At 41.5% G+C, this 26,243-nt stretch carries 20 protein-coding genes and 2 pseudogenes; 5 read left to right on the top strand and 17 right to left on the bottom strand.

From position 1 onward, the window contains the following. Positions 1 to 212: 212 nt before the first annotated feature. Positions 213 to 1,436, top strand: coding sequence for an MFS transporter (locus E5260_RS00760; protein WP_003643081.1), 1,224 nt, complete (start codon positions 213 to 215; stop codon positions 1,434 to 1,436). A 122-nt stretch (positions 1,437 to 1,558) separates the two neighbouring features. Here the strand turns inward: E5260_RS00760 and E5260_RS00755 are convergent, their stop codons facing one another. From E5260_RS00755 to E5260_RS00745, 3 genes are read right to left on the bottom strand one after another with little or no spacing between them, the layout of a single operon-like run. Beyond that, positions 1,559 to 1,930 (bottom strand): hypothetical protein, encoded by a 372-nt coding sequence (locus tag E5260_RS00755; protein ID WP_003643082.1) that lies wholly within the window; start codon positions 1,928 to 1,930, stop codon positions 1,559 to 1,561. Then, a complete protein-coding gene (locus E5260_RS00750; RefSeq protein ID WP_003643083.1) occupies positions 1,923 to 2,714 on the bottom strand; it encodes an alpha/beta hydrolase in 792 nt (263 codons plus the stop codon). The genes E5260_RS00755 and E5260_RS00750 overlap by 8 nt, the downstream gene beginning before the upstream one ends. Positions 2,715 to 2,743: 29 nt before the next feature. Continuing rightward, positions 2,744 to 3,475 carry a GntR family transcriptional regulator gene (locus tag E5260_RS00745; protein ID WP_003643084.1) on the bottom strand — a complete coding sequence of 244 codons (732 nt, stop codon included), beginning with the start codon at positions 3,473 to 3,475 and terminating at the stop codon, positions 2,744 to 2,746. Positions 3,476 to 3,695: 220 nt separating this feature from the next. Between E5260_RS00745 and E5260_RS00740 the strand changes: the two are divergent. The 4 genes and pseudogenes from E5260_RS00740 to E5260_RS00725 all read left to right on the top strand — a co-directional run bounded on the left by E5260_RS00740 (position 3,696) and on the right by E5260_RS00725 (position 8,147). Next, positions 3,696 to 5,035, top strand: a pseudogene (locus tag E5260_RS00740) (PTS sugar transporter subunit IIC). A gap of 204 nt (positions 5,036 to 5,239) precedes the next feature. Beyond that, positions 5,240 to 6,142, top strand: coding sequence for an N-acetylmuramic acid 6-phosphate etherase (murQ, locus tag E5260_RS00735; RefSeq protein WP_024971380.1), 903 nt, complete (start codon positions 5,240 to 5,242; stop codon positions 6,140 to 6,142). 11 nt (positions 6,143 to 6,153) lie between these two features. After that, positions 6,154 to 7,062: an N-acetylglucosamine kinase gene (locus E5260_RS00730; protein ID WP_025015653.1), complete on the top strand. Its 909-nt coding sequence runs from the start codon at positions 6,154 to 6,156 to the stop codon at positions 7,060 to 7,062. Further along, a complete protein-coding gene (locus E5260_RS00725) occupies positions 7,059 to 8,147 on the top strand; it encodes a DUF871 domain-containing protein (RefSeq protein WP_003643089.1) in 1,089 nt (362 codons plus the stop codon). The genes E5260_RS00730 and E5260_RS00725 overlap by 4 nt, the downstream gene beginning before the upstream one ends. 221 nt (positions 8,148 to 8,368) lie before the next feature. Here the strand turns inward: E5260_RS00725 and E5260_RS00720 are convergent, their stop codons facing one another. From E5260_RS00720 to E5260_RS00655, 14 genes and pseudogenes are all read right to left on the bottom strand, one after another. Beyond that, positions 8,369 to 9,829: a glycoside hydrolase family 1 protein gene (locus E5260_RS00720; protein WP_003642875.1), complete on the bottom strand. Its 1,461-nt coding sequence runs from the start codon at positions 9,827 to 9,829 to the stop codon at positions 8,369 to 8,371. Then, positions 9,822 to 11,696 (bottom strand): beta-glucoside-specific PTS transporter subunit IIABC, encoded by a 1,875-nt coding sequence (locus tag E5260_RS00715; RefSeq protein ID WP_003642876.1) that lies wholly within the window; start codon positions 11,694 to 11,696, stop codon positions 9,822 to 9,824. Before E5260_RS00715 ends, E5260_RS00720 begins: the two co-directional genes overlap by 8 nt. A 124-nt stretch (positions 11,697 to 11,820) precedes the next feature. Further along, on the bottom strand, positions 11,821 to 12,666 hold the full coding sequence (locus tag E5260_RS00710) for a PRD domain-containing protein (RefSeq protein WP_003642877.1): 846 nt from the start codon (positions 12,664 to 12,666) through the stop codon (positions 11,821 to 11,823). Between the two features lie 246 nt (positions 12,667 to 12,912). Continuing rightward, positions 12,913 to 14,661: a putative frv operon regulatory protein gene (locus E5260_RS00705; RefSeq protein WP_003642878.1), complete on the bottom strand. Its 1,749-nt coding sequence runs from the start codon at positions 14,659 to 14,661 to the stop codon at positions 12,913 to 12,915. Between the two features lie 3 nt (positions 14,662 to 14,664). After that, positions 14,665 to 15,828, bottom strand: coding sequence for a MalY/PatB family protein (locus E5260_RS00700; protein WP_003642879.1), 1,164 nt, complete (start codon positions 15,826 to 15,828; stop codon positions 14,665 to 14,667). A gap of 91 nt (positions 15,829 to 15,919) precedes the next feature. Next, positions 15,920 to 17,378 (bottom strand): annotated as a pseudogene (locus E5260_RS00695) (PTS fructose-like transporter subunit IIBC). An 18-nt stretch (positions 17,379 to 17,396) separates the two neighbouring features. After that, positions 17,397 to 17,840, bottom strand: coding sequence for a PTS fructose transporter subunit IIA (locus E5260_RS00690; RefSeq protein WP_003643571.1), 444 nt, complete (start codon positions 17,838 to 17,840; stop codon positions 17,397 to 17,399). Between the two features lie 375 nt (positions 17,841 to 18,215). After that, positions 18,216 to 18,698, bottom strand: coding sequence for a PTS sugar transporter subunit IIA (locus E5260_RS00685; RefSeq protein ID WP_003642883.1), 483 nt, complete (start codon positions 18,696 to 18,698; stop codon positions 18,216 to 18,218). A 66-nt stretch (positions 18,699 to 18,764) separates the two neighbouring features. Then, positions 18,765 to 19,559 (bottom strand): MurR/RpiR family transcriptional regulator, encoded by a 795-nt coding sequence (locus tag E5260_RS00680; RefSeq protein WP_003642885.1) that lies wholly within the window; start codon positions 19,557 to 19,559, stop codon positions 18,765 to 18,767. Between the two features lie 37 nt (positions 19,560 to 19,596). Beyond that, entirely contained in the window at positions 19,597 to 21,093 is a 1,497-nt protein-coding gene (locus E5260_RS00675; protein WP_003642886.1) for a PTS transporter subunit EIIC, read from the bottom strand. A gap of 14 nt (positions 21,094 to 21,107) precedes the next feature. Next, on the bottom strand, positions 21,108 to 21,998 hold the full coding sequence (gene murQ / locus E5260_RS00670; protein WP_003642887.1) for an N-acetylmuramic acid 6-phosphate etherase: 891 nt from the start codon (positions 21,996 to 21,998) through the stop codon (positions 21,108 to 21,110). Further along, a complete protein-coding gene (locus E5260_RS00665) occupies positions 21,995 to 22,993 on the bottom strand; it encodes a MupG family TIM beta-alpha barrel fold protein (protein WP_097567946.1) in 999 nt (332 codons plus the stop codon). Before E5260_RS00665 ends, murQ (E5260_RS00670) begins: the two co-directional genes overlap by 4 nt. Positions 22,994 to 23,234: 241 nt before the next feature. After that, a complete protein-coding gene (locus E5260_RS00660) occupies positions 23,235 to 24,677 on the bottom strand; it encodes a glycoside hydrolase family 1 protein (protein ID WP_003642889.1) in 1,443 nt (480 codons plus the stop codon). An 88-nt stretch (positions 24,678 to 24,765) separates the two neighbouring features. Beyond that, a complete protein-coding gene (locus E5260_RS00655) occupies positions 24,766 to 26,229 on the bottom strand; it encodes a glycoside hydrolase family 1 protein (protein WP_003642890.1) in 1,464 nt (487 codons plus the stop codon). Positions 26,230 to 26,243: the final 14 nt, after the last annotated feature.

The raw sequence follows: 26,243 nt of genomic DNA, 5'->3' as shown, positions 1-26,243 counted from the left end.
GATTTTGTTATTAGACACTTCTCGAGACCGTGTTAAAATTTGAAGTGAATCAACGATTGTGAATTTAGTATCAATTAAAAATATTAATAATTATAAACCGTTTACTTGATTGATTTTTCAACATTTATATTGGATATTAAAAATGCCATTTTTGTTGCTTATAACGTTTAAAAATGCACACTTTGTGAAAATAAGAATTGGTGGGTGATACTATGGAACTTAAAGAAAAGCAGGATATAACCATGAAACATAAGACATATTTACCATTAGCTGCCGGAATTTACTTAAATTATGCTATTTTAGGAATGGCTACTATTATTGTGTCTCAATACGGGACTCAATTCCAAGCACTATGGCACACTGATGTTAAAGGGCTCTCAACTGTCATTGCAATGATTGGAATTGGCCGCTTATTGACAATTCTCATTGCGGGTTATCTTTCTGATCGCTTGGGGCGTAAGGGAACTATGTTAATCGGTATGGTTGCACAAATTCTATTTCTTATGGGCCTGTTCTTTAGTACTAATCTCATCAGTGCTTGCATCGCTGCACTCTTTATGGGCGCAACCAATTCCTTTGGTGATACAGCTAGTTATCCAGCACTGACAGATGCTTTCCAAGAGCAAGCTGCTAGCATGAATTCGTTAGTAAAAGCGGCCATGTCTCTTGCACAATTCGTCCTGCCGTTCATTGTTGCTGCTCAGCCAAACGCTCAAATCACACTAGTCGTCATGGTAGTTGTGATGGTTTTAGATATCATCTTAATTGGACTTGCCAGCTTCGCACCACAAACATTAACTCAAAAACACACTAAAATTAGCGACGAGCCTAAAACAACCATTAATCCTAGTGGCAATCAGCCTTCGATGTTAATTGATGGTAGTTTGCTAATAATTGTTGGTTTTACACTTTCATTTACGTTTTACATTTTCTCTCAATACGCACCAAACTTCGGTAGTAGCGTCTTAAAGTTGGGGCTAAACAGCTCTAAATCACTAATTTCATGGTATGCAATGGCCTCACTAGTATCCGTTTTTATTACCTCCTCATTAGTAACTCGCATTAAGCCAATCAAGTTGATCTTTGCTTACACTCTGATTTCGTTCCTAGCATTACTCCAAATGGTGGTTATCCCTAGTGCTGACGGTGCTCGGTTAACTGCCATTGCAATTGGCTTCTTCGCAGCCGGAGGTATTTGGCAATTAGGATTAACTTTACTAAGCCAATACTTTCCAGCTGAGAAAGGTAAGGTGACTGGCTACTATAGTTTTGCTACTGCACTGACATTCTTTGTAGGTCCATTAGTCTCTAGCTTCATCATTGATGACACAGCTGTCAGTGTTCTACATGTTTTCGAAATCGATACTGGCGTGACGCTGCTCAGTCTTGTAATCGTTATCATTTTAATGATTCGAAATCGCAAGTTTTCTATGTAAAACAGCACAAAAATTAGTAAAATGGCTATAGTTTGAGGAACTTGATTGCTCAATCTGTAGCCATTTTACTATTCAATAATATCGTTAATCTCATAGTGCCAACTTCACACCTGACAAACCACTCACCGACTAACACTTACCAAGATTTGAACCACCACCATCAAAGTCGCCAAAATATCCAACACCCAGCTGCTCCACACATAGTAGTTCTCCATTGGCCGATATTTTTGGCGGGTTACCTTGAGATTTTTTTCATATAACCGGTTGAAGAAGATAAATAGCCAGATAAAGAACCACAGAATCAGGCAAAAGACGGGATAAATGAAGATATTGCTCTTGATTCCCCACGGCGTCAGACTGGTGACAGCGGTTGGCACGTAGACACGATTAGGTAGCAGTGGATATGCGATAATTGCCAATAATAGCGGTAATAACGCTAATCCCGTCTGCCGCCACAAATTATAGTGGCCGTGCTCATCTTTAACATTAAACATTGCGCCAACCTCCCTTAATTAACCAGTGCATCGCAAATGGTAATTGATGATTCCAGAGCCGCCAATCATGGTGACCCGGTTGTAACTGCCATTCAAACTGGTCTTTAAACACAGCCGCCAACTCTGGCTTGAAGGCTTCATCCATTGACCGTAACATATCTTGATCACCCGTCGCCATTAGAACACGTAACGTCCCCCAGTTTGTCGGTTGCTGTACCAAGTAAGACAAATCCGCTGGCGTCCCTTGCATCTGTGCTGGTGAGAAAGCCAGCTCAAGGTCTGGCATAATTGCCGATTGTTCCACGTGAAACCTTTTGAGATCCGTCACCGGTGATAGTGCCGCGACAGCCGCAAACCGCTGCGGATAGGTAAAGGCATAACGTAATGCCCCATAGCCACCCATGGAGTTCCCCAACAAATAATTGTCTTCCGGTCGTGCCGACAACGGGAAGATATAACGCATTCGTGTTGGTAACTCGTGGGTCAAGTAATCCCAATAGCGTGGACCATGGACCATATTCGTATAAAATCCCCGCCCCGTTTCCGGCATGACGACCGCTACTCGGTATTGCGTTGCCAGTAGTTCGATTTCCGTTCGCCGTAACCACGACGTTGCGTCCCCACCTAAGCCATGCAACAGCCACACAGTTGGAAGTTGCTGTTCACCACTACTGTAGTCTGGTAAAATTTGTCCGACCGCGTTCACTGGTTCCGGCAAGATAACTTGGACTTGCACTGACTGTCGTAACACGTTGGAATAAAAGTTATTGCTATGAATTGACATTGTGTGCCACTCCTCTCTTTATGCATCGATCATCGAATTCGGTTAGGATCTACCGACTTGGAATCACTAGTTAGCGCCAGCCCAAAATAGTTAGGCAACATGTAACTAACGGTATATTCCAGCGTTTCTTCCCCTTGAAATACCCACCGTTCGATCTTAATCACCATCGTATCCAGACTCACGTGCAAATAATCCGCAATTCGTTGATTAGGAACGCAGGTCGCCGCATATTCTTGCTCAAAGGGCTGGCGTGATAAATCAAGCTGCGCATGTTTCCTAATTAGTGCATAAATCGAATGTACGGCCCGTAACTTCTTCATTGCTGTGGCAGGAATCAGCGTCGCCAAATACCACGACTGCGAAAATTCAAATGGTGCGTGTCTAATTTCGCGTAATCGCTCTAAATACCAGGTTGTCGATTCAGCCGTAAACTTAGCCCGTGTTGGTAGTGGCGTCGTCTGATTGGCCACTAAGATTGCAACCTGTTCCTCATCAACATCGTATGTATGGGTATCCGTAATTCGTACCGCAGTCCCCCGATTAAATTTGGAAACAAAGCTGCCCTTACCCTGAATACGATAGATATAACCCTGATCGGCTAACATATTCAGTACCCGCACGACTGTCGTGGAACTGACTTGATACTTCTTCCGTAGCTCACTCTCACTATAAAACGGATCATTCTTTCGAAAATGGTTCGTGTTCAATTCCAGAATCAAGGCGCTTAAAATGGTTTGATAAATTGGTTCTTTACGACTCATGGCTGCCCCCCTTATTATTAACTTAATACATTAAATGTCTATACTTAATCAAAATTTACCCATGTCAATTAACTAACAACAATGAAAGCGTTAACTATACTGTTATATTATGCTATACTCACTCATGAAATCAAGTTAATGTGTTAACTCAAATCAAAAAGGGAGGACTTAATTCAACACTAACTTGTCATTACTAATTTGTTAAGGAGATGAATGAATTATGGATAATTCACGTACGTGGAAAGATAAGACGATTGATGTCATGAGTAAGATCGCAGCCAACCGTTATTTACGTGCTATTCGAGACGGAATGGCCGTCATTATTCCAGTTACCATCGTTGGCTCATTCTTTACGATCGTCACGCAACTACCTATTACTGCTTGGACAAACTTTATTAAACCCTATGCCGCTGGTTTAGCAATTCCAATTAATTTTTCAATGGGGTTTATGGCTATTTACGCCGCGTTTGCCATTGCAGGTCGGTTAGCTGAAGATTATCACTTCGATCATATTTCAACCGGGGTCGTCTCAGTGATGGTCTTTCTATTGTTGGCAGTTAAACCAATTACGACCACCCCAGCAGCTTTCAAAGCGTTAGGACTAAAGGCCGCTGCCACCGTGGTGCCGCTAACACACTTCGGGGCTGCGGGGTTATTTACAGCAATGCTCGCTGGGATTCTAACGGCCGAAGTGACTCGGATCTGCCGCGATCATCACCTCGTCATCACATTACCAGATGGAGTCCCACCGGCTGTTGCAGCTTCATTCTCAGCTTTGATTCCCGCGACTTTTTTAATCGTTGGTGCTTGGGTCATTCACGTTGGTTTGAACTTTGACGTTAATGCTTTCCTACAATGGGTCTTCAGCCCATTAGCCTACTTTGGTCGTGACAATTTACTTTCAGTTATCGTACCAATCCTCTTAACTGATATTGTTTGGCTATTCGGGATTCACGGTGCTGCTTTAGCCACCCCAATCTTCTGGCCATTATGGTATCCAAACCTGAACGATAACTTAGCTGCCATTTCCAAAGGTGCAACTGCTGCAACGGTTCCTCACTTCATGACTGAACAATTTTTCCAATGGTTCGTCTACATTGGTGGTGCTGGGGCAACACTGTCTCTCTGTATCTTATTAGCATTTTTCTCTAAGTCCGCTTACGGTAAAACAATTGGACGGGTTACCATTATCCCAGGAATCTTCAACATCAACGAACCCGTTATCTTTGGTGTTCCAATTGTCATGAACCCATACTTTGCAATCCCATTTGTCCTCGCACCGTTAACCATGGGGATTATCACTTGGGCTGCAACTGTTCTACATCTCGTTAGTCGGACAGTAGCTTTAGTTCCATGGACATTACCAGGACCAATTGGGGCGTTGTGATGACCACTGCTTGGGACTGGCGAGCAGCCGTTCTATGTATTATTAATATTATTGTGGCCACCTTTATCTATTACCCATTCTTCAAGATCTGGGATCGTAACCAATTGAAGGCTGAACAAGACGCTGCTAAAGCCGATGCTGAAAAAGCAGCTCAAGCAGCCGTTGCCGAATAATAGCTTGCACAAAAATCACACGGATTTGTCATTACGGTATGCTTAAACTAACGACTACTTTCAATGAACATGATTGCTTATTTGCTGACAATCGGTCTGACTTTAGCGCCAACCGTAATTAGCCATTATGATCATGATTCTGGGAGGACTGCTGCATTGGCCGCAGTCCTCTTTGTACATATTCTAAGAAACGAGGGAAAACGATTGAAATCTGATATTAACCAACTTACTACTGAGGGTCGTAATCCTGCCAGTAACGACTTAGACGAAATGTCGATCCTGGCAATTGCCCAGTTAATGAATCAAGAAGACGCTAAAGTCAGTCAAAGCATCACACCCGAACTACCACAAATTGCCGCTGCTATTGCCCTTATCGTCACTGCCTTTAAAGCTAACGGCCGCTTAATTTACATGGGCGCTGGTACTAGCGGTCGCCTAGGCGTTTTAGACGCTGCTGAATGTGTCCCAACATTTGGTACTGAACCAGAGATGGTTCAAGGACTCATTGCTGGCGGGGCTCAAGCTATGACGGTCGCCGTTGAAGGTGCTGAGGATAATCCTAATTTAGGCGCACAAGACTTGAAAGATCTGGCCTTAACTGCTAATGATGCCGTGGTCGGCCTGGCAGCAAGTGGTCGCACACCTTACGTTATCGGTGCACTGGACTACGCACAAAAAATCGGTGCGGCAACGATCAGTCTAGCCTGCAATAATCAGGCACTAATCAGTCAACACGCTCGGGTTGCCATCGAAGTAACCCCCGGCCCTGAAGTTCTCGCTGGTTCAACCCGTTTGAAAGCCGGCACAGCAGAAAAGATGGTTCTTAACATGCTATCGACAATTTCGATGGCCAAGATCGGCAAAGTTTACCATAACTTGATGGTGGACGTTAAACCAACTAACGAAAAACTCGTGATTCGCGCGAAACACATGATCGAACTGGCCACCGGCGTTTCTGCCGATGAAGCCAGCGAACTATTCGCTGCAGCTCATCAAAACGTTAAGACAGCGATTGTCATGGACTTGGCTGGCGTCTCTGTCAGCGACGCCGAGCAGCGTTTACAGCGCGCACACGGTGTCGTTCGTGACGCACTCGCACTGCAATGAGGAGGTCTAAAATGACATATTTAATTGGCGTTGACTGTGGTGGCACGCACATCGTTGGCCAAACTTGGACAACAGCCCCCGAGCATCTGGTCCAAAGCGTTACGGGTGGCCCTGGTAACGTTGTCCTAGACTACTCTGCTGCCGTTACTAACTTAACCACTGTCTTAGACCAGCTCACTGCCGCAATTCCAGCTAGTCAGATTGGGTTGATTTTAATCGGAATTGCTGGCATTGAAACTGCTGGCCGGGCTGATCAGGTCCAAAAAACCATCACCCAACGTTACCACGCTAATACCCAGGTCATAAGCGATGCAAAACTGGCCCTACTGAACGGTCTTGCAGGAGCAGACGGCGCCTTAGTGATTGCCGGCACGGGTTCGGTCGTTTATGGCCGCCAAGCCGGGAAATTTCTGCGCGTTGGCGGCTGGGGTTACGTTTTAGGTGACGAAGGCAGTGCCTATGACATTAGCAAGCGGGCACTTAAACAGGTTCTGACCCAGACTGATAACGGTCAGACTAGTCAACTAACAGCTCCCCTATTGGCACAACTTAAAGTTACCGATATTGCTGCCGCCGTCCAGAAATTTTACGCTCAAGATCGACAAACTAACGCTCAATTAGCACAGTTAATCGCCAAACTGGCCGAGCAACAAAATTCTGAAGCCATCACGGTATTAGTCACGTCAGCCCAAGCACTGGCACAACAAGTCGTTACCTTATATCAGCGGTTTGCAGAGTCCCGGCCACAACGGGTCGCCCTCTCTGGTTCCGTTTTACAACACAATCGCCTGGTCCGCGACACGTTAACGACGACAGTGCACCAGTCAATACCAACAATTGCATTTAACGATATTACAACTAACAACGCCCACGCCGTCATCTATTGGCACCGGTGGACTCAGGAGGAAATTAATTCATGACAATGCGTCAACTAGGTTTATCCATTTATCCCGATCATAGCGACTTTGAAGAAAACGCCGCTTATCTCAAATTAGGCCAACACTACGGCTTCACTCGAATTTTTATGAGCATGCTGGAAGTATCTGGTACGGTCGCCGAAACCAAAGCTAAGTACCAGAAAATCATTGACGTTGGAAATCAGTTGGGTTACCAAACGATTTTGGACGTTTCACCACGGATTTTTAAACAACTAGGAATTTCCTATAAAGATCTAAAGTTTTTCGCTGATTTACACGTCGCCGGTATTCGACTAGATGAGGGTTTCGATGGCGCGACCGAGGCGCTGCTCTCGTATAATCCGTACGGCTTGATCATCGAACTTAATATGAGTAATGACGTCGATTATCTGAATAATATTCTCAGCTACCAAGCAAACGTCCCATTTATTTATGGCTGCCATAATTTCTATCCCCAAGTTGGAACCGCACTACCTTACAACTTTTTCGTTAAGTGTAGCGAACGTTTTCGTAAGTTCGGCATTCACTCCGCCGCTTTCGTGGCAAGTCAGGTTGGTACGATGGGGCCATGGAACGTCAACGATGGTCTGCCAACATTGGAAGCTGATCGGCGCTTACCAATCGCCGTCCAGGCCAAGCATCTCTTCGCTTCCGGACTAATCGACGATGTAATTATCGGTAACGCTTATGCGAGTGAAGCCGAACTGGCCGCATTATCAGCAATCAATCGGTACCAAGTACAATTTCACATTGAATTTGAAGCTCAGACGAATGCGATCGAAAGAACCATTGCCTTGACCCCACAACATTTTCGCCGTGGCGATATTAACCCAAATGTCATCCGTTCAACCATGCCCCGTGTGACCTACAAGGAAACGCCCAACAGTCCACACGATAATGATGTGGAATTTCAGCGTGGCGACGTATTAGTAGGCAACGATAACTTCGGCATTTATAAAAATGAATTGCAAATCGTCTTGCAACCCCACTGTGAACCCCGAAAGAATCGGATTGGTCGGATTGCACCTGAGGAACTGTTACTGCTTGACTTTATTAAACCTTGGAGTAAATTCCGGTTTGTGGATTGAATATAGTAAAAAATATGTTACTGATTATAAAAAAGTCTATCTCGAAATTTTAATAATTTCGAGATAGACTTTTTTAGTTTAATCCAACTTATCAAAGCAAATTTCTGAAATTCACATGCTATTTTAAACTGGGTGGATGCTAACAGTATCATTTCCCATCAGTTGATCACACCAGCGGCAAGTCAGTTCTTATACCACGTAAATCCACCGTCATTAACCAATTAAGCTAGATCTTCACCATTAGATTTAATGACCTTCTGATACCAGTAGAATGAATCTTTCTTATAGCGTTTCAGACTTCCTTTGCCGGCATCATCCTGGTCAACATAAATAAAACCATATCGCTTGGACATCTCTGAGGTAGAAAAACTAATCAAATCGATTGGCCCCCACATCGTATAGCCCATTAGTTGTACGCCATCCTGAACTGCAGCTTTCATTTGCGCAATATGTTTACGTAAATAGTCAATTCGATACGTATCATGCACTTGTTGATCAGTTGTTAATTGATCTAGAGCGCCTAGCCCATTTTCAACAACAAATAATGGCTTACGATAGCGATCCCACATCTCATTCAGTGTCACTCGCAACCCCACCGGATCAATTTGCCAACCCCAATCGGATTCCTCAAGGTAAGGATTACGACCACCAGTAGCCATATTACCGTTCACTTGTTCAGGCGCATCAGCTTGAGTTACCGTTGTCATATAGTAACTAAAACTAATAAAGTCAACCGGATACTTCGCTAAAATCTTCTGATCATCTGGTGCCATTTGAAGTTGAATATCATTCTCTGCAAAAAAACGATTCATGAATTCTGGATATTCCCCCCGAGCTTGAACATCCGTGAAGAATAAGTTCTTATCGTCTTCCACTTGAGCAGCCTGAACATCTGCAGGATTAGGTGTCGCTGGGTAAGTTTGCATTCTTGCCAGCATTGACCCAATCTTAGCATCCGGGTCAATAGCATGTAATTGTTTGGTAGCCAGTGCACTAGCGATAAATTGATGGTGCAGCGCTTGGTAACGTAACTGCATCTGATCATGCGCCGAATTCTCAGTATCAACAGCTCCAGTGGCATGAAACCCCCAAGTTCCGGTATTAATTTCATTAAAAGTTAAATAGTACGGAACGCGACCTTTAAAATGTTTAAAAACAACTTCAGTAAACCGATTAAAATCGGCAATGGTTGCCCGGCTGGCCCACCCATTTTGCTTAAGCGTTAATCCAATGGGCATTTCATAATGTGACAGTGTAACTAATGGTTGAATGTGATAGCGTCGTAATTCATCAATGACTCTATCATAGAAAGCAAGTCCGTCTGAATTTGGCTTGAGTTCATCACCTTTTGGAAATAATCGCGACCAAGCAATAGAGAAACGATAAACTTTAAATCCCATCTCAGCAAATAGTTTGATATCTTCTTTGTAATGATGATAAAAATCAACACCTCGACGCTTAGGATACATTGTATCAGTTTGATCATCTAGCGCCGTTTGAATTGAAGATATCGTTACATCATCCATTGACATATGCTTGCGATCCGTCGTTTTTTTCACTACTTCTGCCGTTGTCAGGCCTTTACCTGCTTCATTCCAGGCACCTTCAACTTGATTAGCTGCTGTCGCTCCGCCCCACAAAAAGTCTTTAGGGAACGTTTTAGGATAAGTTGGTTTATACATTAGCTGGTGCTCCTTCCATGATCTCCTTAGGTTGTAATTCTAAAATCCAATTATCACTAGCCTCCGTCGCATCAGTTGGCTTGACCATTTGATAGTCAGCCGTATTCGTAATAATGACCATGACAGTTGTATCGTAACCAGCCGTTTTGATCTTATCCACATCAAATTTAGTTAATAAATCACCACGTTTGACTACTTGGTTTTGCTTAACCATTGTTTCGAAGTATTGACCATTTAATTGAACCGTATTAATACCAATGTGAATCAGAATTTCAGCACCACTATTGGCCGTAATTCCAATCGCATGACCAGTGGGATATACTGCCGTAATTGTCCCATCAACGGGCGCTGTGACCGTCCCTTTATTTGGAACAATGGCTAATCCTTTGCCCATTGCTTCAGACGCAAATACTTCGTCATGAACACTAGTCAATGGAATAATTGTCCCTTCAACCGGAGCCATTACTGTGTTATCACTTTGATCACTTACTACTGAGTGATCAGCCTGCTGTTGACGAGCGAATCCAAAGAAGTACGTTAAGATCGCACCACCTAAGAATGCTACAATCAATCCAATGACTTCACCCATAAACCCATGTCCTAGAAAAGTTGGTACCGCTAATAAGCTAGGGAGTGTAAATGAGCTAGCGTGCGTACCAGCGGCGCCAATAATTGCACCACCAAGGGCACCACCCACAACGGCACAATAGAATGGTCGTTTTAACTTAAGCGTTACCCCGTAAATCGTCGGTTCGGTAATTCCAAACAATGCTGTGACAAAAGAAGACCCTGCTAATGCTTTCATTTTTTGATCTCGTGACTTCAAAAAAACAGCTAACGCAGCACCAGCCTGTGATAATACGGCCGCACTAAGAATTGGTAACAACGGGTCATAACCCATCTTAGCAATATTATTCATCATCAACGGTACGAACGTCCAATGTACACCAAAGATAACAAAGACTTGCCAGAAGGCACCCATGATAACACCAGCACCAATTGGCATGAAGTTATAAATTGCCATAACACCACTTGCTAATCCATTACCAATGAGTCCCCCAATTGGGCCGACAACTAACAGCGTCAATGGCACCATGATAATTAATGAAAAGAGGGGCGTGAAAATATTCCGAATTGCCGCTGGAAATAGCTTGTCCAGTACTGGCTCTAAATACGACAATACCCAAACTGCCAGCAGAATTGGGATAACCGTTGACGTGTATGTTGTTGGAACCACCGGAATACCAAAGAAATGTAGTGTTGTTGAATTCGTCATAACAGTTACTAAAGTTGGGTATAGCAGAGCTGCACCAAGTGACACCGCTACAAATTGGTTAACCTTCAACTGCTTAGCAGCAGTAAATGCTAGAAAAACAGGTAAAAAGTAAAAAATAGCATCACCAGCAGAATACCAAATCTTATAAGCCCCACTAGTCGTTGACATCAAATTAAAAGCAACCGCTAAAGCTAGCAACCCTTTCAAAATACCAGCACCAGCCAAAGCACCTAAAAACGGCGTAAAGATTCCGGAGATAAAAGCAATAAACCGATTAATGATGTTTTGCTTTTCACCCGTATCTTCCGTTGTAGTAGCTGCATCAGCCGCCGTATCAGGATTTGCTAATCCTGCTAAATCTGCTAAAACGGCAAAGACCTGCGCCACAGCATTACCAATAACAACTTGATACTGGCCCGCGCTTTGAACAACCGTAATGACACCATCTAAGTTTTCAATCGCCTCAGTATTCGCTTTGTCCGTTGACTTTAAGTTGAAACGTAGTCTGGTCGCACAGTGCCATGCTTTGCTAATATTATCTTTTCCACCAATATTGGTAAGAATTGATTGTGCTAATTCTGAATAATCCATACACTTTTTCCTCCCTTTATAAAACGACAAAAACCCAAGTAGGCCCGTTATCAACACTAAAAATACAGGTTGACTGGTTGCTACTTGGGTTTTGCCTAATCGAATAGTTACAATCCCAAAAATATTATTGATTCTCGTTCAACATCCGCTGAATGTGCATGATTAAGTAAATACGCTCATTCACCGAAACAGTCTGTTCCGTCGACTTCTTCACAAAAACAGCGATTTTTTGGACACAGGCAAAGGCTCGGGGGTATTGCTTAGATAAATGTTCAAATAAGAAATCATCATCTGCCCCTTGGGATTGATCAGGTCGTTTCAGCGTTAAACGCTCCGCAAAAAAGCGTAGATGAACTAAAAATCGTTGCAAACTAACACTCTCATCTGGCATCGTTAATGACAGCTGATACTTAACAATATTCAAAATATCATTAATCAACTTAGTCATTGCAAGTGTTTGATCAGTGTTAGAGTCAGCCATACTATTCTCAACAAACTTCATTGCAATAAATCCAGCTTCATCTTCCAACAACGTCATATCAAAATGCTTTTTAATCAGTGCCAATGCTTGCATACCGACTTGAAACTCACGGTGATAAATTCGCTTAGTTTCCCACAAGATTTCATTATGAATATCCATCTGATGGTGGTGCCGATAGACAGCAAAGTGAATATGGTCAGTCAATGAAATCAACAAATAAACATTAAAAGTCGTTTGCAATTGTTGTTCTGCCAACTCAATAATTTGCGAAGCAACTTCAAAATATTCCGGTTCAATATCTGCCATCAAGCTTTGGAAATTACTAATCCAATTATCTCCTTCTGGCGTATAAATCTTAGTAATCTGTTGTTGCTCAACATCGTCACCAGTATGCTTTTTGAACCCGATTCCTTTACCAATTAAGACAACTTCCCGTCCATTTTTTTCAGCCAATAGGACGTTATTATTAAAAACCTTTTTGATTCGCATGCGCACGCTCCTCGACTCTCATACCTAAATAAAGAAAAAAACCTAATAACCCACTGCATCCGTGCTATCAATCACGAATACAATCGATTAATTAGGTTTTGCCCACTAGCTAATGTTAGCGGTAACAATCCTTATTTACAATTAGCTAGTATAGCGGTTTCGGAAAACGATTGCAAGCGTTAAATGTCAATTTCTATCATCTCAGCAATGATATATTGCTGTCAGATATCACTAATTGCATTTCAACTACTTCAAATATTTAATTAACGTTTCATACGTATCAACATTTTGTAGCTGCACATTACTGAGCTGTTTAAGCCTAGTGTATAAATAACTGAATACCTGCCCACTATCTGCACGTTTTTCGTTAGCAAGTACTATTAGAATTAAGTAAATGGGGTTACCATCAATTTTCATTATTCCATCAAAAGTAATCGCAAAGACTTTATATGCATCACTCAATTCCGTGGAGGCGTGCGGCAACGAAACATGGTTTAATACTAATTGATTTCCGGCCGCCTCTCGTGCCAGCAAGGCCTTACTCTGATCATTGGTCAACAGTCCCTGTTCTGCAAAGTTCGTTAACCCGGCTTTCAATGTTTGGTTAACGTTTATATATTTAGTAGGAGCATGATAAAAATGACTTTTAGGCAAAAAGCTAGACAAGTTTTTCTGAATATAACTTTCACTACTCAGGCTTTTAAGATGCTCAAGCTCATCGAGACTAATGACACCATTGAATGTACTATCAAAATTAATTGGCAATTGTAAGTCGTTAGGATGAACGCCATTGCCAATAACTAAATTATAATTGATATAATTTAGACGTGATTCTAACTGTTCCTTTGAAAATACCATCTCAATATCAATATTGGAAATTTTCTGGGTAATAATCATTTTATTGATATTTGCTACAGATTGTTGTGTTGCATACATTAATGTACGTACATTTCTCGCAGTTGGCGATTCAATCGCATGTAAAACATACAACGCAATATATTCATCATCAATCTGAACGCTTTCAAAACACTGTTGCAACTTTTTTGATAGATCAAACGCAAAGTCAAAAGCAAACGGATTTTGAACTTTCAAATAACTAATCTGTTCTGACAAAGAGGCAGGTGCAATCGTTGGAAACATTGCGCTACGACAAAGATGTTTAAAAATCTCATTAACAAAGGAATGATTAAACGCTGCAAGTGTATAACGAGATCTGGTCGCTCTAACTGCCAACTGCACTTGACGAATTGTCATATGATTAAGCAATTGCTTCTTAGCATCAAAAAACACTGCCAGTGTGGCTGACTGCAAGTGCGGGACACCGCTTTTGAGCAATACTTTATAAAGCGTGCTTTTCATTATCACAGTATTATCTTTACTAATTAGTGTACAAGCCATAATTTGGGCACTTAGTTGTGAATCAGTTAAATAATCAAACATTTTTTCCGGTATTTGTTGTTTAACAATCATCCTTATCCTAGCAAGATCCTCTGACTGATTAATTAATTTAAACCTTTTTTCTACTAATTGATGATCGTCTGAAATCAAAGCCGCTAGTATGTCAATCTTTGAAATATGATTGACGCTTACAGAAATTCCTATTCGTGGCCGTAATCTGATTTTTAATATCTTTGCATATTGCCGATTTATCTTCTCAATACAGTTCATAATACTTTGTCGCGACATGAATGTTCGCTCAATAAGTTCGCCCATCGTAATATTAGGAGACACTAGAAGATTTAGCAATACTAACACACTCTCATGGTTGGACTGTGTCAGTAATCGATTTAGATTTGCCCTATTTAAAACAAGAAGATGATATTTTTTTACACTTTCAATCGAGCCAATACTTTCACTACGAAGTAAACCATTAATTCTAGCAATATCTCGTACAACCGTTCGACGTGATGTCTCTAAGAGTGCTGCCAAGTCCTCACCAGATAAATCATGCTCTTGTAGTAATAAAATAATTCTTAATTCTCGTGAATTCAACATACCTTACGAACGGATCCCGTACTCCATTCTTTTCAGTCCTTCCTGCAATTTAGAAATAGGACAAGCAATATTCATACGTAAATAATGACTGTCACCATATGTTGTCCCCGACATGATCCCAACTCGACCCGTATTAACAAGTTTATCTTGTAGTTTTTCAGCCGTTAGACCCAATTGCGAGACATCCATCCAAGCCAAATAAGTCGCTTCAGGCTGCTTAAATCTAATCTCTGGTAACTGACTTTTTAAGAAAGTAGATAGATAATCAAAGTTATTTTGCAAATACGTTATGAGTTGTACTAAATAGTCACTTCCAGTATTATAAGCAGCCATCTGAGATTCAATTCCAAGGATGCTAGCTGATGATAAAGCATTTTTTTGCTTTAATTCACATAAAAACATCTCACGTAGTTCAGCCTCAGGCTCAAATAAATATGCGCCAATCAACCCAGGGGTATTAAAAGTTTTAGTAGCTGAACAACATAGGACCACATTCTTAGTTGTAAATTCGGTTACAGGCGTATATGCTGCCTTTTGATACACAATGTCCTTATGAATATCATCTGAAATTATAAAGACATTATATTGTTGACATAGTGCAACTATATGCTTCAATTCATCATCTGAAAAGACCTTCCCGGTAGGATTATGTGGATTAGTCAAAAGTAAAATTTTTGTTGCTGTTTGCTTTAAAACAGCTTTCAAAGTATCCCAATCGATACTATAGTCTTGTTGTGCACTGCCCAGTCTGACCGGCGCTAACACCCGCTGATTATCCTCAATCACATGATAAAAGGCGTCATACATAGGAGTGAAGACCGCTACACTTTCTCCAACGGCTGACTTCATTCGAATAAAGGTGGCAATTGAAAAAACAACACTGGGACTATATAAAATCCAATCTGGGTTTATAGTAACTTGATTTTGAGAGCTAAACCAATTAATAATACTATTTTTGTAATCCTCATTATTCCAGCGTGTATAACCATAAATAGGATGTTTAATACGCTGTTCAAGCGCCTCTTGGACGCCAACGGGAACCGGAAAGTCAGTATCTGAAATTGAAAATGGTAGAATGTCAGAACGACCAAAGCGATCTTGAATATAATCCCACTGAGTACTGTATGTCCCTCTACGATTTATAACCTTATTAAAATCATATTGCATGTTTACCGCTCCTATTTTATACAACAATAAGCAGGTGTGTTAATTATTCACACCTGCTCGTGGTCATTTCACTATGACAGGTGATAATCACTTATTTATCGTCAACCTGTGCTAACTTTTCTTGTTCCTTTTTCTCACGACGACGTAACCAAGCCGTTTTGAAAGTAATAATAAAGAATACGTTCAATACCAGACCAATTATGACAGACAAGTAAAACCAATACCACGGCTTCTCCAAACCAATTAACGGATCAAAAATACCAATTCCAGGTGCCATACGCTCCACATTTAACATTATTGTAATCGCCCCAGTAATCCCACCGGCTAAAGTATTAGCCGCAATCATCGGCAATGGTGCTGCTAACGCATATGGAATTGCCGGTTCGGTGGCAACCGTCATACCAACAAGAAAAGCGCTCCAACTTGCAGCCCGTTCTTGCTTTGTAAAGAGTTTAGGGCGAATCCAAGTTGAAATTGCCGCAGCCATCGGTGGCAACAAAGTTACAACCCCTACAATCCCATACCAGTTATAAATTCCAGAACTGAGTAACGAAAAACTGAAAAACCATGCTGTTTTATTAATTGGCCCCCCCCATATCAAAGGCAAGCATACAACCAACTAGGAAGCCACCACCTATCTTCATCGACGTTGGAATATTCTTCAAAAATGCTAACAGAATACTCATTAACCAGCCCATGAACGGCCCCAGTAGATAATACGTCAGTAGCCCAAAAACTAGTAATGTTACAAAAGGAATAATCATAAAACCTAAAATAGACTGAAAGTTCTTACCAAGACGTACTTTTTTAAAGTATTTAACAAAATACCCAACGGATAGCCCAATTACAATTGCACCTAAGAACCCTGCACCAGACTGAGTACCTAGCAAGTCAGTATCATTAGCCAAAAAAGTTACTAAGAATGCTGGTGCAAAAGCTGGCTTATCCCCGATTGCAAACGCAATATATGCACCCATGATTGGAATCATAAAAGTAAATCCCAGATTCCCAATACTGGTGATCACCCAAGCCAACGACGGTGATACACCTTTAGCTAAAGGTGTATTCGGCATTCCAAATTGAACCATCATGCTGCCAATTGCAATCAATAAGCCACCGCCAATTACAAATGGCAATGCGGCGGATACACCTGCCATGAGATAACTCATGATACCGTCAGTAACCGCATCCTGCTCACTGCCCAGTTTCACTTTTGAAGCCGTAAAGATTTCTGCCCGATCCTCGATATTATCGAATAACGTATCAATCTCTTTTAATGCTTCTGATACGGGAAGTTCAACGACCCTTTTGCCATTAAAACGTTGTTTGTCCTCATCAGTCATTCCTTTACCTAATGCTAAGATGACGTAGTTGGCGGTAGCAATCTGTTCTGGTGTCAGTTTATTTTCAACACCACTGGCTCCCTGAGTTTCAACGTGAACCCCATAACCTAATGATTTAGCCTTTTCTTCGATTGCTTCAGCTACCATGTAAGTATGCGCAATTCCAGCAGGACAATTAGTAACGGCCACAATTTTTAGATTTGCCATATAGATTTACCTACCTTTCTAACTGATTGCTTGATTAATAATTTCCAAAACTTCTCGTGTATCCCCTCGTTTTAAAATCTCTACAAAATCTTGATGCACTAATTTTCGACTTAACTGCGCTAACAGTTTTAAGTGCACATCGCCTTCATTTGCGGGCACAAGCAAACTAATAAACGTATTGACGGGTTTACCGTCTAACGACTGCCATTCAATATCAGTAGTACTACGACCGAATAAAATAGCTGCAGTTTTAACATTATTTGATTTTGCATGTGGTATTGCAATACCATTACCAAATCCAGTAGTTGATTCTTGCTCACGCTCCTGATAATCTTTCACTAAAGAGTCACGATCAACAACTAAATTCAGTGACGTGGCTAACTCCGCTAGACTAACTAAAATTTCTGCTTGCGTATGTCCTTCCAAGCTCATATTCATATTATTAATTGTAAACATTGCCATCTTGATAAAGCCTCCTCTTTCGTTTTCAAATTTATCGTATAAGAAAACGCTTTCTTTATTAATGAACAATATGTCACAATAAAAGTGACACATCTAATACATATCAGTTACTACACGCTCTAGCGCACTTTTATACCACTGTAAGTTAATTTGAATAATGTTCTACACACAAATTAACGGCACCATAAAAGGCACTACCAGTCTATTTATTGGCTGGTAATGCTTTTTAAAAATCTTATGCGTCGTAGTACGCTTAATACTTATTCAAGTTTAAGCTAATAAAAGTTTTGACGATATTATTTCTTAATTAAAAGCGAAAAAGATAGCGCTTTCCGAAAAACGTGTAGAGCTTTTAATAGATCCAAACTATCTCAACTAGCTTAGCGTAATCTTCGCTACTGTATCCATCGCCGTCACATTTTCCGTCGAATTAACTTCTATGTTCGCCACTTTGTCCATATTAGTCACAACTGTAATGACTGTTGCTTTTTTACCAGCAGCACGAATCGCTTCGAGATCCATAGTTACTAGTGGCGTTCCCGCTTTGACTTTGTCACCAATCTTGATTAGGGCATCAAATGGTTTTCCATCTAATTCGACCGTATCTAATCCAAGATGTAACAACAGCTCCAATCCATCTGAAGTTGTCATCATCACTGCATGTTTTGTATCGGCAAGTGTCTTAATTTCACCGTCAGCGGGTGCCGTAATAGTACCTTGCGTTGGCTCAATAGCAAAACCATCACCCATCATTTTCTGTGCAAAAACCTCATCGGGGACCTGCGTAATGGGAACCATTTTCCCACTTGCAATCGCCTTTAAATCAAGACTCACTGGCTTTTTCTTAAACCCAAACAATGAACTCACCTTCTAATTAAAATTTTCTTTAATTGCTTCGCGTGAAGCAACCAGTTGTTTAATATGTCATTCATAATCATTCGTAATAAAAGTATAATAAAGTAAATCCACAACATATAATTGAGCCATTAAAGATGTAGTAGCAGCAGCGCGTGCTGTTTGATTTTCTTCGCTGTCATCATTTATTAAGATTATATCTGCTAACTTACCTAGTGTACTGGTTGCATTTCTACTCAGCACAATCACAGGGATATTAATTGAATGTGCCAAGTTAGCCAGACGAATACTTTCTGATTTTTCACCAGAATTAGAAATTAGTAACAACACAACATTTTGTCGTTGCGTTGTCATACCTACCGCTAACAAATGCGGATCCTGTGAATGAATAACAGCTTTTCCAATACGAATGAACTTTTGTTCAAAATCTGTTGCCACTACATTGGAGGCGCCTAACCCATAAACATAAACACTTGCTTTGTCAGCAATTAATTGACTAGCTGCTTGTAAGGCTGCATCATCCAATGAACGATTAGTTTCATCAATCGTATGTGTGATTCGCAATGCTAGTTTAGATTTAATAGCATCCAAGCTATCTTTGGGGTTAATTTCATCATATAACGTTTGATCAACGGTGCTTTCAGCTGACAACCGTAGTTTCAACGCCGGATACCCACCGTCTGGGATAAGTGTCTTCCCAAATCGCGCCACCGTAGCTGTGCTGACGCCCGTGGCTGCAGCTAATTCAGCGGTACTCATTTTAATCACCGCATTAGTATGGTCTAAAATATAACGGCCAATCTTTTGTTCAGCTTTTGAAAAATTCTCTAGTCTATTATGAATCGTAAATAAGACACTCGTCATATGGTGCCCTCCCAATTACAATTACTCGATTAGTTAGCTATGCCTCGATAACATGGCCTTCCTTATCTTTAGCAATTTTAGCACTACTTGGGATTCCAAAGAAGTAGGTCGCAACAAACCCACCAGCATAGGCTGCTAATAATCCAATCACGTAACCTAACCAATGACCGTTAGCAATCAATGGTATCAAAGCCACGCCAGAAGGACCGATTGCAGTTGCACCAATATTTCCTAGACCACCAATAACGGCACCTCCAATACCACCACCAATACATGCAGTAATAAATGGTCGGCCAAGCGGCAAGGTTACTCCATAGATTAATGGTTCACCAACACCTAACACACCAACCGGTAAAGCACCTTTAATCATATTTGATAGTTGCTTGTTATTGCGACACCGAATCCATAAAGCCAGTGCTGCGCCAACTTGACCGGCTCCAGCCATTGCTAAAATTGGTAGAAGTGGTGTCATTCCTAATTTATTAATCATTTCAATATGAATTGGTGTCAAAATTTGATGTAATCCAAACATAACCATTGGTAAGAAGAGTAAACCTAGGACAAACCCAGAAATAGCGCCACCAACATTCAGGATCCATTCAATCGCACCGACTAAGCTATTCGAAATAACACCAGCAATCGGCATAACTAAGAAGATTGTAAAGACCCCAACAACCAATAACGCAATAGTTGGTGTAATAATGATATCAATTGAATCTGGAATAACCTTGTGTAGCCATTTTTCAACAATCGCCAATACCCAAACAGCAAAGATAACCCCAATAATCCCACCTTGACCAGCAGACAACGCTTGTCCATTGAAGATGTTGTGGATTGGTGCTTGCGGTGTCACACCTGTTAACAACGTAACGGCCCCAATCACGCCGCCTAATCCAGCGGTAGCCCCAAAAACCGTTGCACTATTAATACCAACATAAATAACTAAGTATGAGAACAGTCCACTATTAATTACTTTTAATACTGTTATAAAATCTGTCCAGCTCTTACTAATGTCTCCTGCTAACATCATGTTAGAAAGAATTGAAGCAATCCCAGATATTAACCCAGCACCAACAAACACCGGAATTAATGGAATAAAAATACTAGAAATGGCACTCAACACTTTACGAACTGGTGTTTGTTTGATTTTAGCTTTTTGGGCAGCGTGAACTTCCTTAGCCTTCGCTTCAACCATTTCCTTGTCACGTTGATGTTCAGACTTAGTAGCCGTTGCATCACTAGTAAACGTGCTAGGATCAGGAAATGGCTCCCCGAGTCCAACCCCAACTTGCTTAACCATTACGTCTGCAACCTTATCAACAGTTCCAGGGCCAACAATAACCTGTAAGGTATCTTCTTGGACAACTCCCATCACGCCATCAATAGCCTTTAATCCATCCATATCAACTAATGAGTAATCGCGAATTGTCATCCGAACACGTGTCATGCAATGAATCAACTTCTCAATATTCTGTGGCCCACCTACATGCGCATAGATAGCATTTGCAATCCGAGTATACTTATCTTCAGCCATATGAAACCCCTCCTTTAATTAACTGCTTGTCTTACAAAACCGTTGGCATGATCTAATCGAACACTAGCTTCAGCTTTGCTCATATTGGTCAAAACCATTACAATGGCCAACTTAACGTTCTGATCAGCAGTCATAAAGACTTTCACCGCTGTCTCATCCGAACAGTCCGTAGCTTGAACGATAATTCTTTTAGCACGTTCTACCAACTTTTCATTCGTTGGTTTGACGTCAACCATCAAGTTCTTATAGACCTTACCGATTCCGACCATTGATGCAGTCGATAACATGTTCAAAACTAATTTTTGTGCCGTACCTGATTTCAACCGCGTTGAGCCTGTTAATATTTCCGGTCCAACTTCAACTTCAATCGGAATTTGAGCATGCTGACTAATACTAGCATCAGCGTTACAAGCAATACTTACAGTTGTTGCACCTACTTCGCATGCATAATCTAATCCACCAATCACGTAGGGTGTTCGACCGCTTGCTGCAACCCCAACAACAGTATCATGGGACGTTAAGTGAAGATCAACCAGGTCTTGCTGTCCCAGCTCAATTGAATCTTCGGCACCTTCAACAGCCACCGTCATTGCTGACATTCCACCAGCAATAAGCCCCTGTACCATTTCTGGGCTAGTGCCAAATGTTGGTACGCATTCAGCGGCATCTAGAACACCCAATCGGCCACTAGTCCCCGCTCCCATATAAATTAATCGACCGCCAGCTTTAAAATTAGCTACAATTTTATCAACAGCACATTCAATTTGTGGCAATTCTTTAGACACAGCCACTGGTACTCGTTGATCCTCCTGATTCATTAATTCCAGCATTTCTTTAACCGATAACATATCCAGTGCCATCGTTTTTTGATTACGTGTTTCAGTCGTTAACTTTTCCAAATTCATTGCTTCTCATCCTTTCTAATAAATTGGACCGCTTGATTGCTGCCTATTAATGCCAATAAAGATAAGTCAGTCGTCACCACTTGTCCCACAACATTCACTCGCGGGTCCGCACTCAATGACTGTTTCAAGATTTCTAGCTCACCCATATACCGACCATAACGCGAATTATCTACAGTAATTGTTCCTACCGGGCGTTTTCTTGTCTGCATCGGTGGCATTGTCTTTATTTTTTGTCGCCCTTCGACCAAACGAATTACATCACGGGCGACATCTGGACGATTATGCCAGATATCTTGGTAAAGGCTTGCCATTGAGGTTTGAATGGATAGTTGCAAAATATTATGTTGGAAATACAATCGAAATTGTTCCAGAGCCGCCCTGCTTAAAGCAATGTCGCCGATATAAACTTTATCCGTTGCCAACTTTCCTAATAAATTCAATGTTGAGGCCAGTGGGTGCCGGTAACGATCACCTTCAAGTGTAGGTAACCCAGCAAATACAGGCCCGCGTAATTCCTCATCCCCGGCTACGAATGCCATAGTAGTGAAGCCTTGTTGCTTTAACCAATTATTTTTACTTTGGTACCACTCATAATCCAGTCCAGTCGCGGGACGTGGATAATAATTATGCCAAGCTTCCAAATGTTGAAAATTAGCATCACACTCATGTAATTTAGCAACATCGCTCGCACTGATCGTACTAGCATTTAGTGCGACTGGTAGCTGTCGTGATAATTGTGCAATCTGCGCCGGATTCAAGCCATCATCTACTCGCAGAGCTGTTAGACCAAGATCTGTTAATTGCTGAATGTTATTGATATCAATCGATATTCGTTTCAAGCCATTAGCGGAGACATCAGCAGTAAGTGTCAGCCCCAGCTGACGGCAAACTGTTCCCAACTCTTTCAATCGTGGTACATAACAACTCGCATCATCTTCTGGAATATGCATCGAAGTAAAAACACCTTCGAAGCCGGCATTCCTCATTGCTTTCATCTGTGCAATTCTCTCGTTAGTGAGCGATTCATTTAAATAAACTGAAAATCCCAGCATAACTTCCTCCTGAATGATAGCGTTTTTATCAACAAATAAAATATACCACCTTTGTAATTTAATTACAATAAAATCAGAAAAAATATATTATTAAAGAAACTAAATTACTTTTATTCTGATTTTTGACAAAAAAATATTACCGGCCAGTACTGCCAGTAATATTTTTGTATATCCATTAAATTTTCTATTTCTTTGTCAGCCCATTATGCTTAATCACATCTTGATACCAGTAGAACGACTTCTTGGGATAGCGAGCTAACGTCCCGTGGCCCTGATCATCTAGGTCCACGTAAATAAAGCCATACCGCTTACTCATCTCGCCAGTTGATGCACTAACAAGGTCGATGCAACCCCATGGTGTGTAGCCCATCAAATCGACGCCATCATCAATGGCACCAGCCATCGCTTCAATATGTTGCTTCAAATAATCAATGCGATAATCATCTTCAACATAGAAATTCTTATCAGGTTTATCAATCGCACCTAGGCCATTTTCAACCACAAACAACGGTTTCTGATAGCGATCATATAGCTCATTTAACGCAATCCGTAACCCGGTTGGGTCAATCTGCCAACCCCAGTCACTCGCCTTCAAAAATGGATTCTTGACGCCGCCCATCAGGTTACCAGCAACAGTATCGGTTACACTACCCGTGGTTTCCACCGCGCTCGACATATAATAACTAAACCCAATATAATCAACTGGATATTGTTGTAGTAATGCCAAGTCGCCATCTGTGGTCTCCAGATCATCAAAGGTCAGATTATATTCAGCCAGCAGTCGCTTGGTATAGGTCGGATAAGCTCCACGTACTTGAACATCCGCACAGAAGAAGTTGAAATCTTGATTATGCTGCAAATTAGCCAGCTGGTTAACTGGGTTCGAATCATAAGCATAACTAGTGGCATAGAGAATCATACAGCCAACCTGAATATCGTCTCGCAATTCGTGGGCGATTTTGACTGCCTTAGCACTGGCCACAAACTGATTGTGCCATGCCTGAAAAACGTTCTTTTTGTCATTAGCACCCGTCGATGGCACTAATCCTTGGCCCATCACCGGAAAATGTGCCGCACTATTGATTTCGTTGAAGGTCATCCAATACTTAACCTTTGAAGCATAACGCGTTAAGATGGTCCGCGCGAAAGTTTCGTAGAATTCAATCAAATACCGGTTCTTCCAGCCACCATACCGTTTGGCCAAGTTCAATGGCAATTCATAATGTGAGATTGTAATCACTGGTTCAATATTATTGGCCAAGCATTCGTCAATCACATCATCATAAAACTTTAATCCGGCTTCGTTAGGTTGCGTTTCATCACCGTTTGGAAAAATTCGTGACCATGCAATTGAGAAACGATAACACTTGAAACCCATTTCGGCAAACAGTGCAATATCTTCTTTGTAATGATGATAGAAATCAATACCTTCATGGTTCGGATAGGTGTACTTATCTGTATCGATCGTCCAGTCAAAATCTGGTTGACTAACGATTTTAAATCGGTCTTTGCCACCTGGTAACGCATCCGCAATCGATAAGCCACGACCACCTTCTTGGTAGCCACCTTCTAACTGGTTGGCAGCAGTCGCGCCGCCCCATAGAAATCCTTCTGGGAACTCTGACATTTAATCAACACCCTTTCTAGTTAGCTAATAATGATAGCCCTTACAACAAGTATAATCAATCATTGGTCTGAATATCAATTATTAATAACTATCCCAAATCTTCCCCATTCGAAGCAATTACTTTCTTATACCAGTCAAATGAGTCTTTCTTCATCCGCTTCAAACTACCATTACCTTCATCATCTTGATCGACATAGATGAAGCCATACCGCTTAGACATTTCGGATGTACCGGCACTAATGACATCAATGCAACCCCAGGTCGTGTAGCCCATCAAATCAACACCATCCTTGACTGCTTCTTTCATCTGTTCAATATGTTGACGTAAGTAGTCAATCCGATAATCATCATGAATCTTACCATCGGCGCTGATTTCATCTTCGGCACCCAAGCCGTTCTCAACAACGAATAATGGTACCCGATAGCGATCCCAGAACTCGTTCAAGGTAATCCGTAAACCAACTGGGTCAATCTGCCAGCCCCAGGCACTGGATTTCAAGTATGGATTTTTACCACCCATTGATAAGTTACCACTGGCTTGTTCAACATCATCAGTCGCCGAAGTAATCGTCGTCATATAGTAACTAAAACTTAAGTAATCGACCTTGCCTTCAGCTAACAATTGTTCATCGCCAGCTGCCATCGTTAATTCAATCCCGTTTTCTGCAAAGTACCGGTTCATATATTCTGGATATTCACCACGTACCTGTACGTCAGTAAAGAACAAATTCAATTGATCTTGCAATTGGGCCGCCCGAACATCAGCTGGATTAGGCGTATTGGCATAAGTTTGCATCCGCGCAAGCATTGAGCCAATTTGGGCCTCAGGATCAATCTCGTGACACTGCTTAACTGCAATTGCACTTGCAACAAACTCATGATGTAGCGCTTGGTAGCGTAATTGCATTTGATCATGTAAGCTTAGATCACTATCAATTGCACCAGTACCAGTAAATCCCCAAGTTGAAGCGTTAATTTCATTGAACGTTAGCCAGTACTTCACAACACCCTTATAGCGTTTGAATAGCACTTCAGTATAGCGAGTGAAATCTGCAATTGTCTTGCGACTTGCCCAGCCATTATTCGTTAATGTTAGGTTTAATGGCATTTCATAGTGGGAAATGGTCACTAGGGGCTCAATACCATACTTGTGACATTCAGCAAAAACATTGTCATAAAACTTCAAACCAGCTTCATTAGGTTCAGTTTCATCACCTTTAGGAAAGATCCGAGCCCATGCTAAGGATAGGCGGTATACCTTGAAGCCCATTTCCGCGAATAGCTTAATATCTTCCTTGTAGTGATGATAGAAGTCGACGCCACGGCGCTTAGGATAGAGCTTATCCGTTTGATCATCAATGGCAGCTTGGACACTCTCTTTAGTAACCTCGTTCATCGACATTACTTTGCGGTCAGTAGCCTTCTGAACAACTTCAGCAGTTGTTAGGCCCTTCCCATCAACGTTCCAACCCCCTTCAACTTGGTTGGCAGCAGTCGCGCCGCCCCACAAAAAGTTCTTTGGAAAGCCAGTTGGCATTGTTTTTGAATACATAATTGAAAACTCCC

Origin of the sequence: Lactiplantibacillus plantarum, assembly GCF_014131735.1 — a bacterium.
GTDB classification, from domain to species: domain Bacteria; phylum Bacillota; class Bacilli; order Lactobacillales; family Lactobacillaceae; genus Lactiplantibacillus; species Lactiplantibacillus plantarum.
Note: the sequence above shows the minus strand (reverse complement) of the source record. Positions and strands in the feature narration are given on the sequence as shown.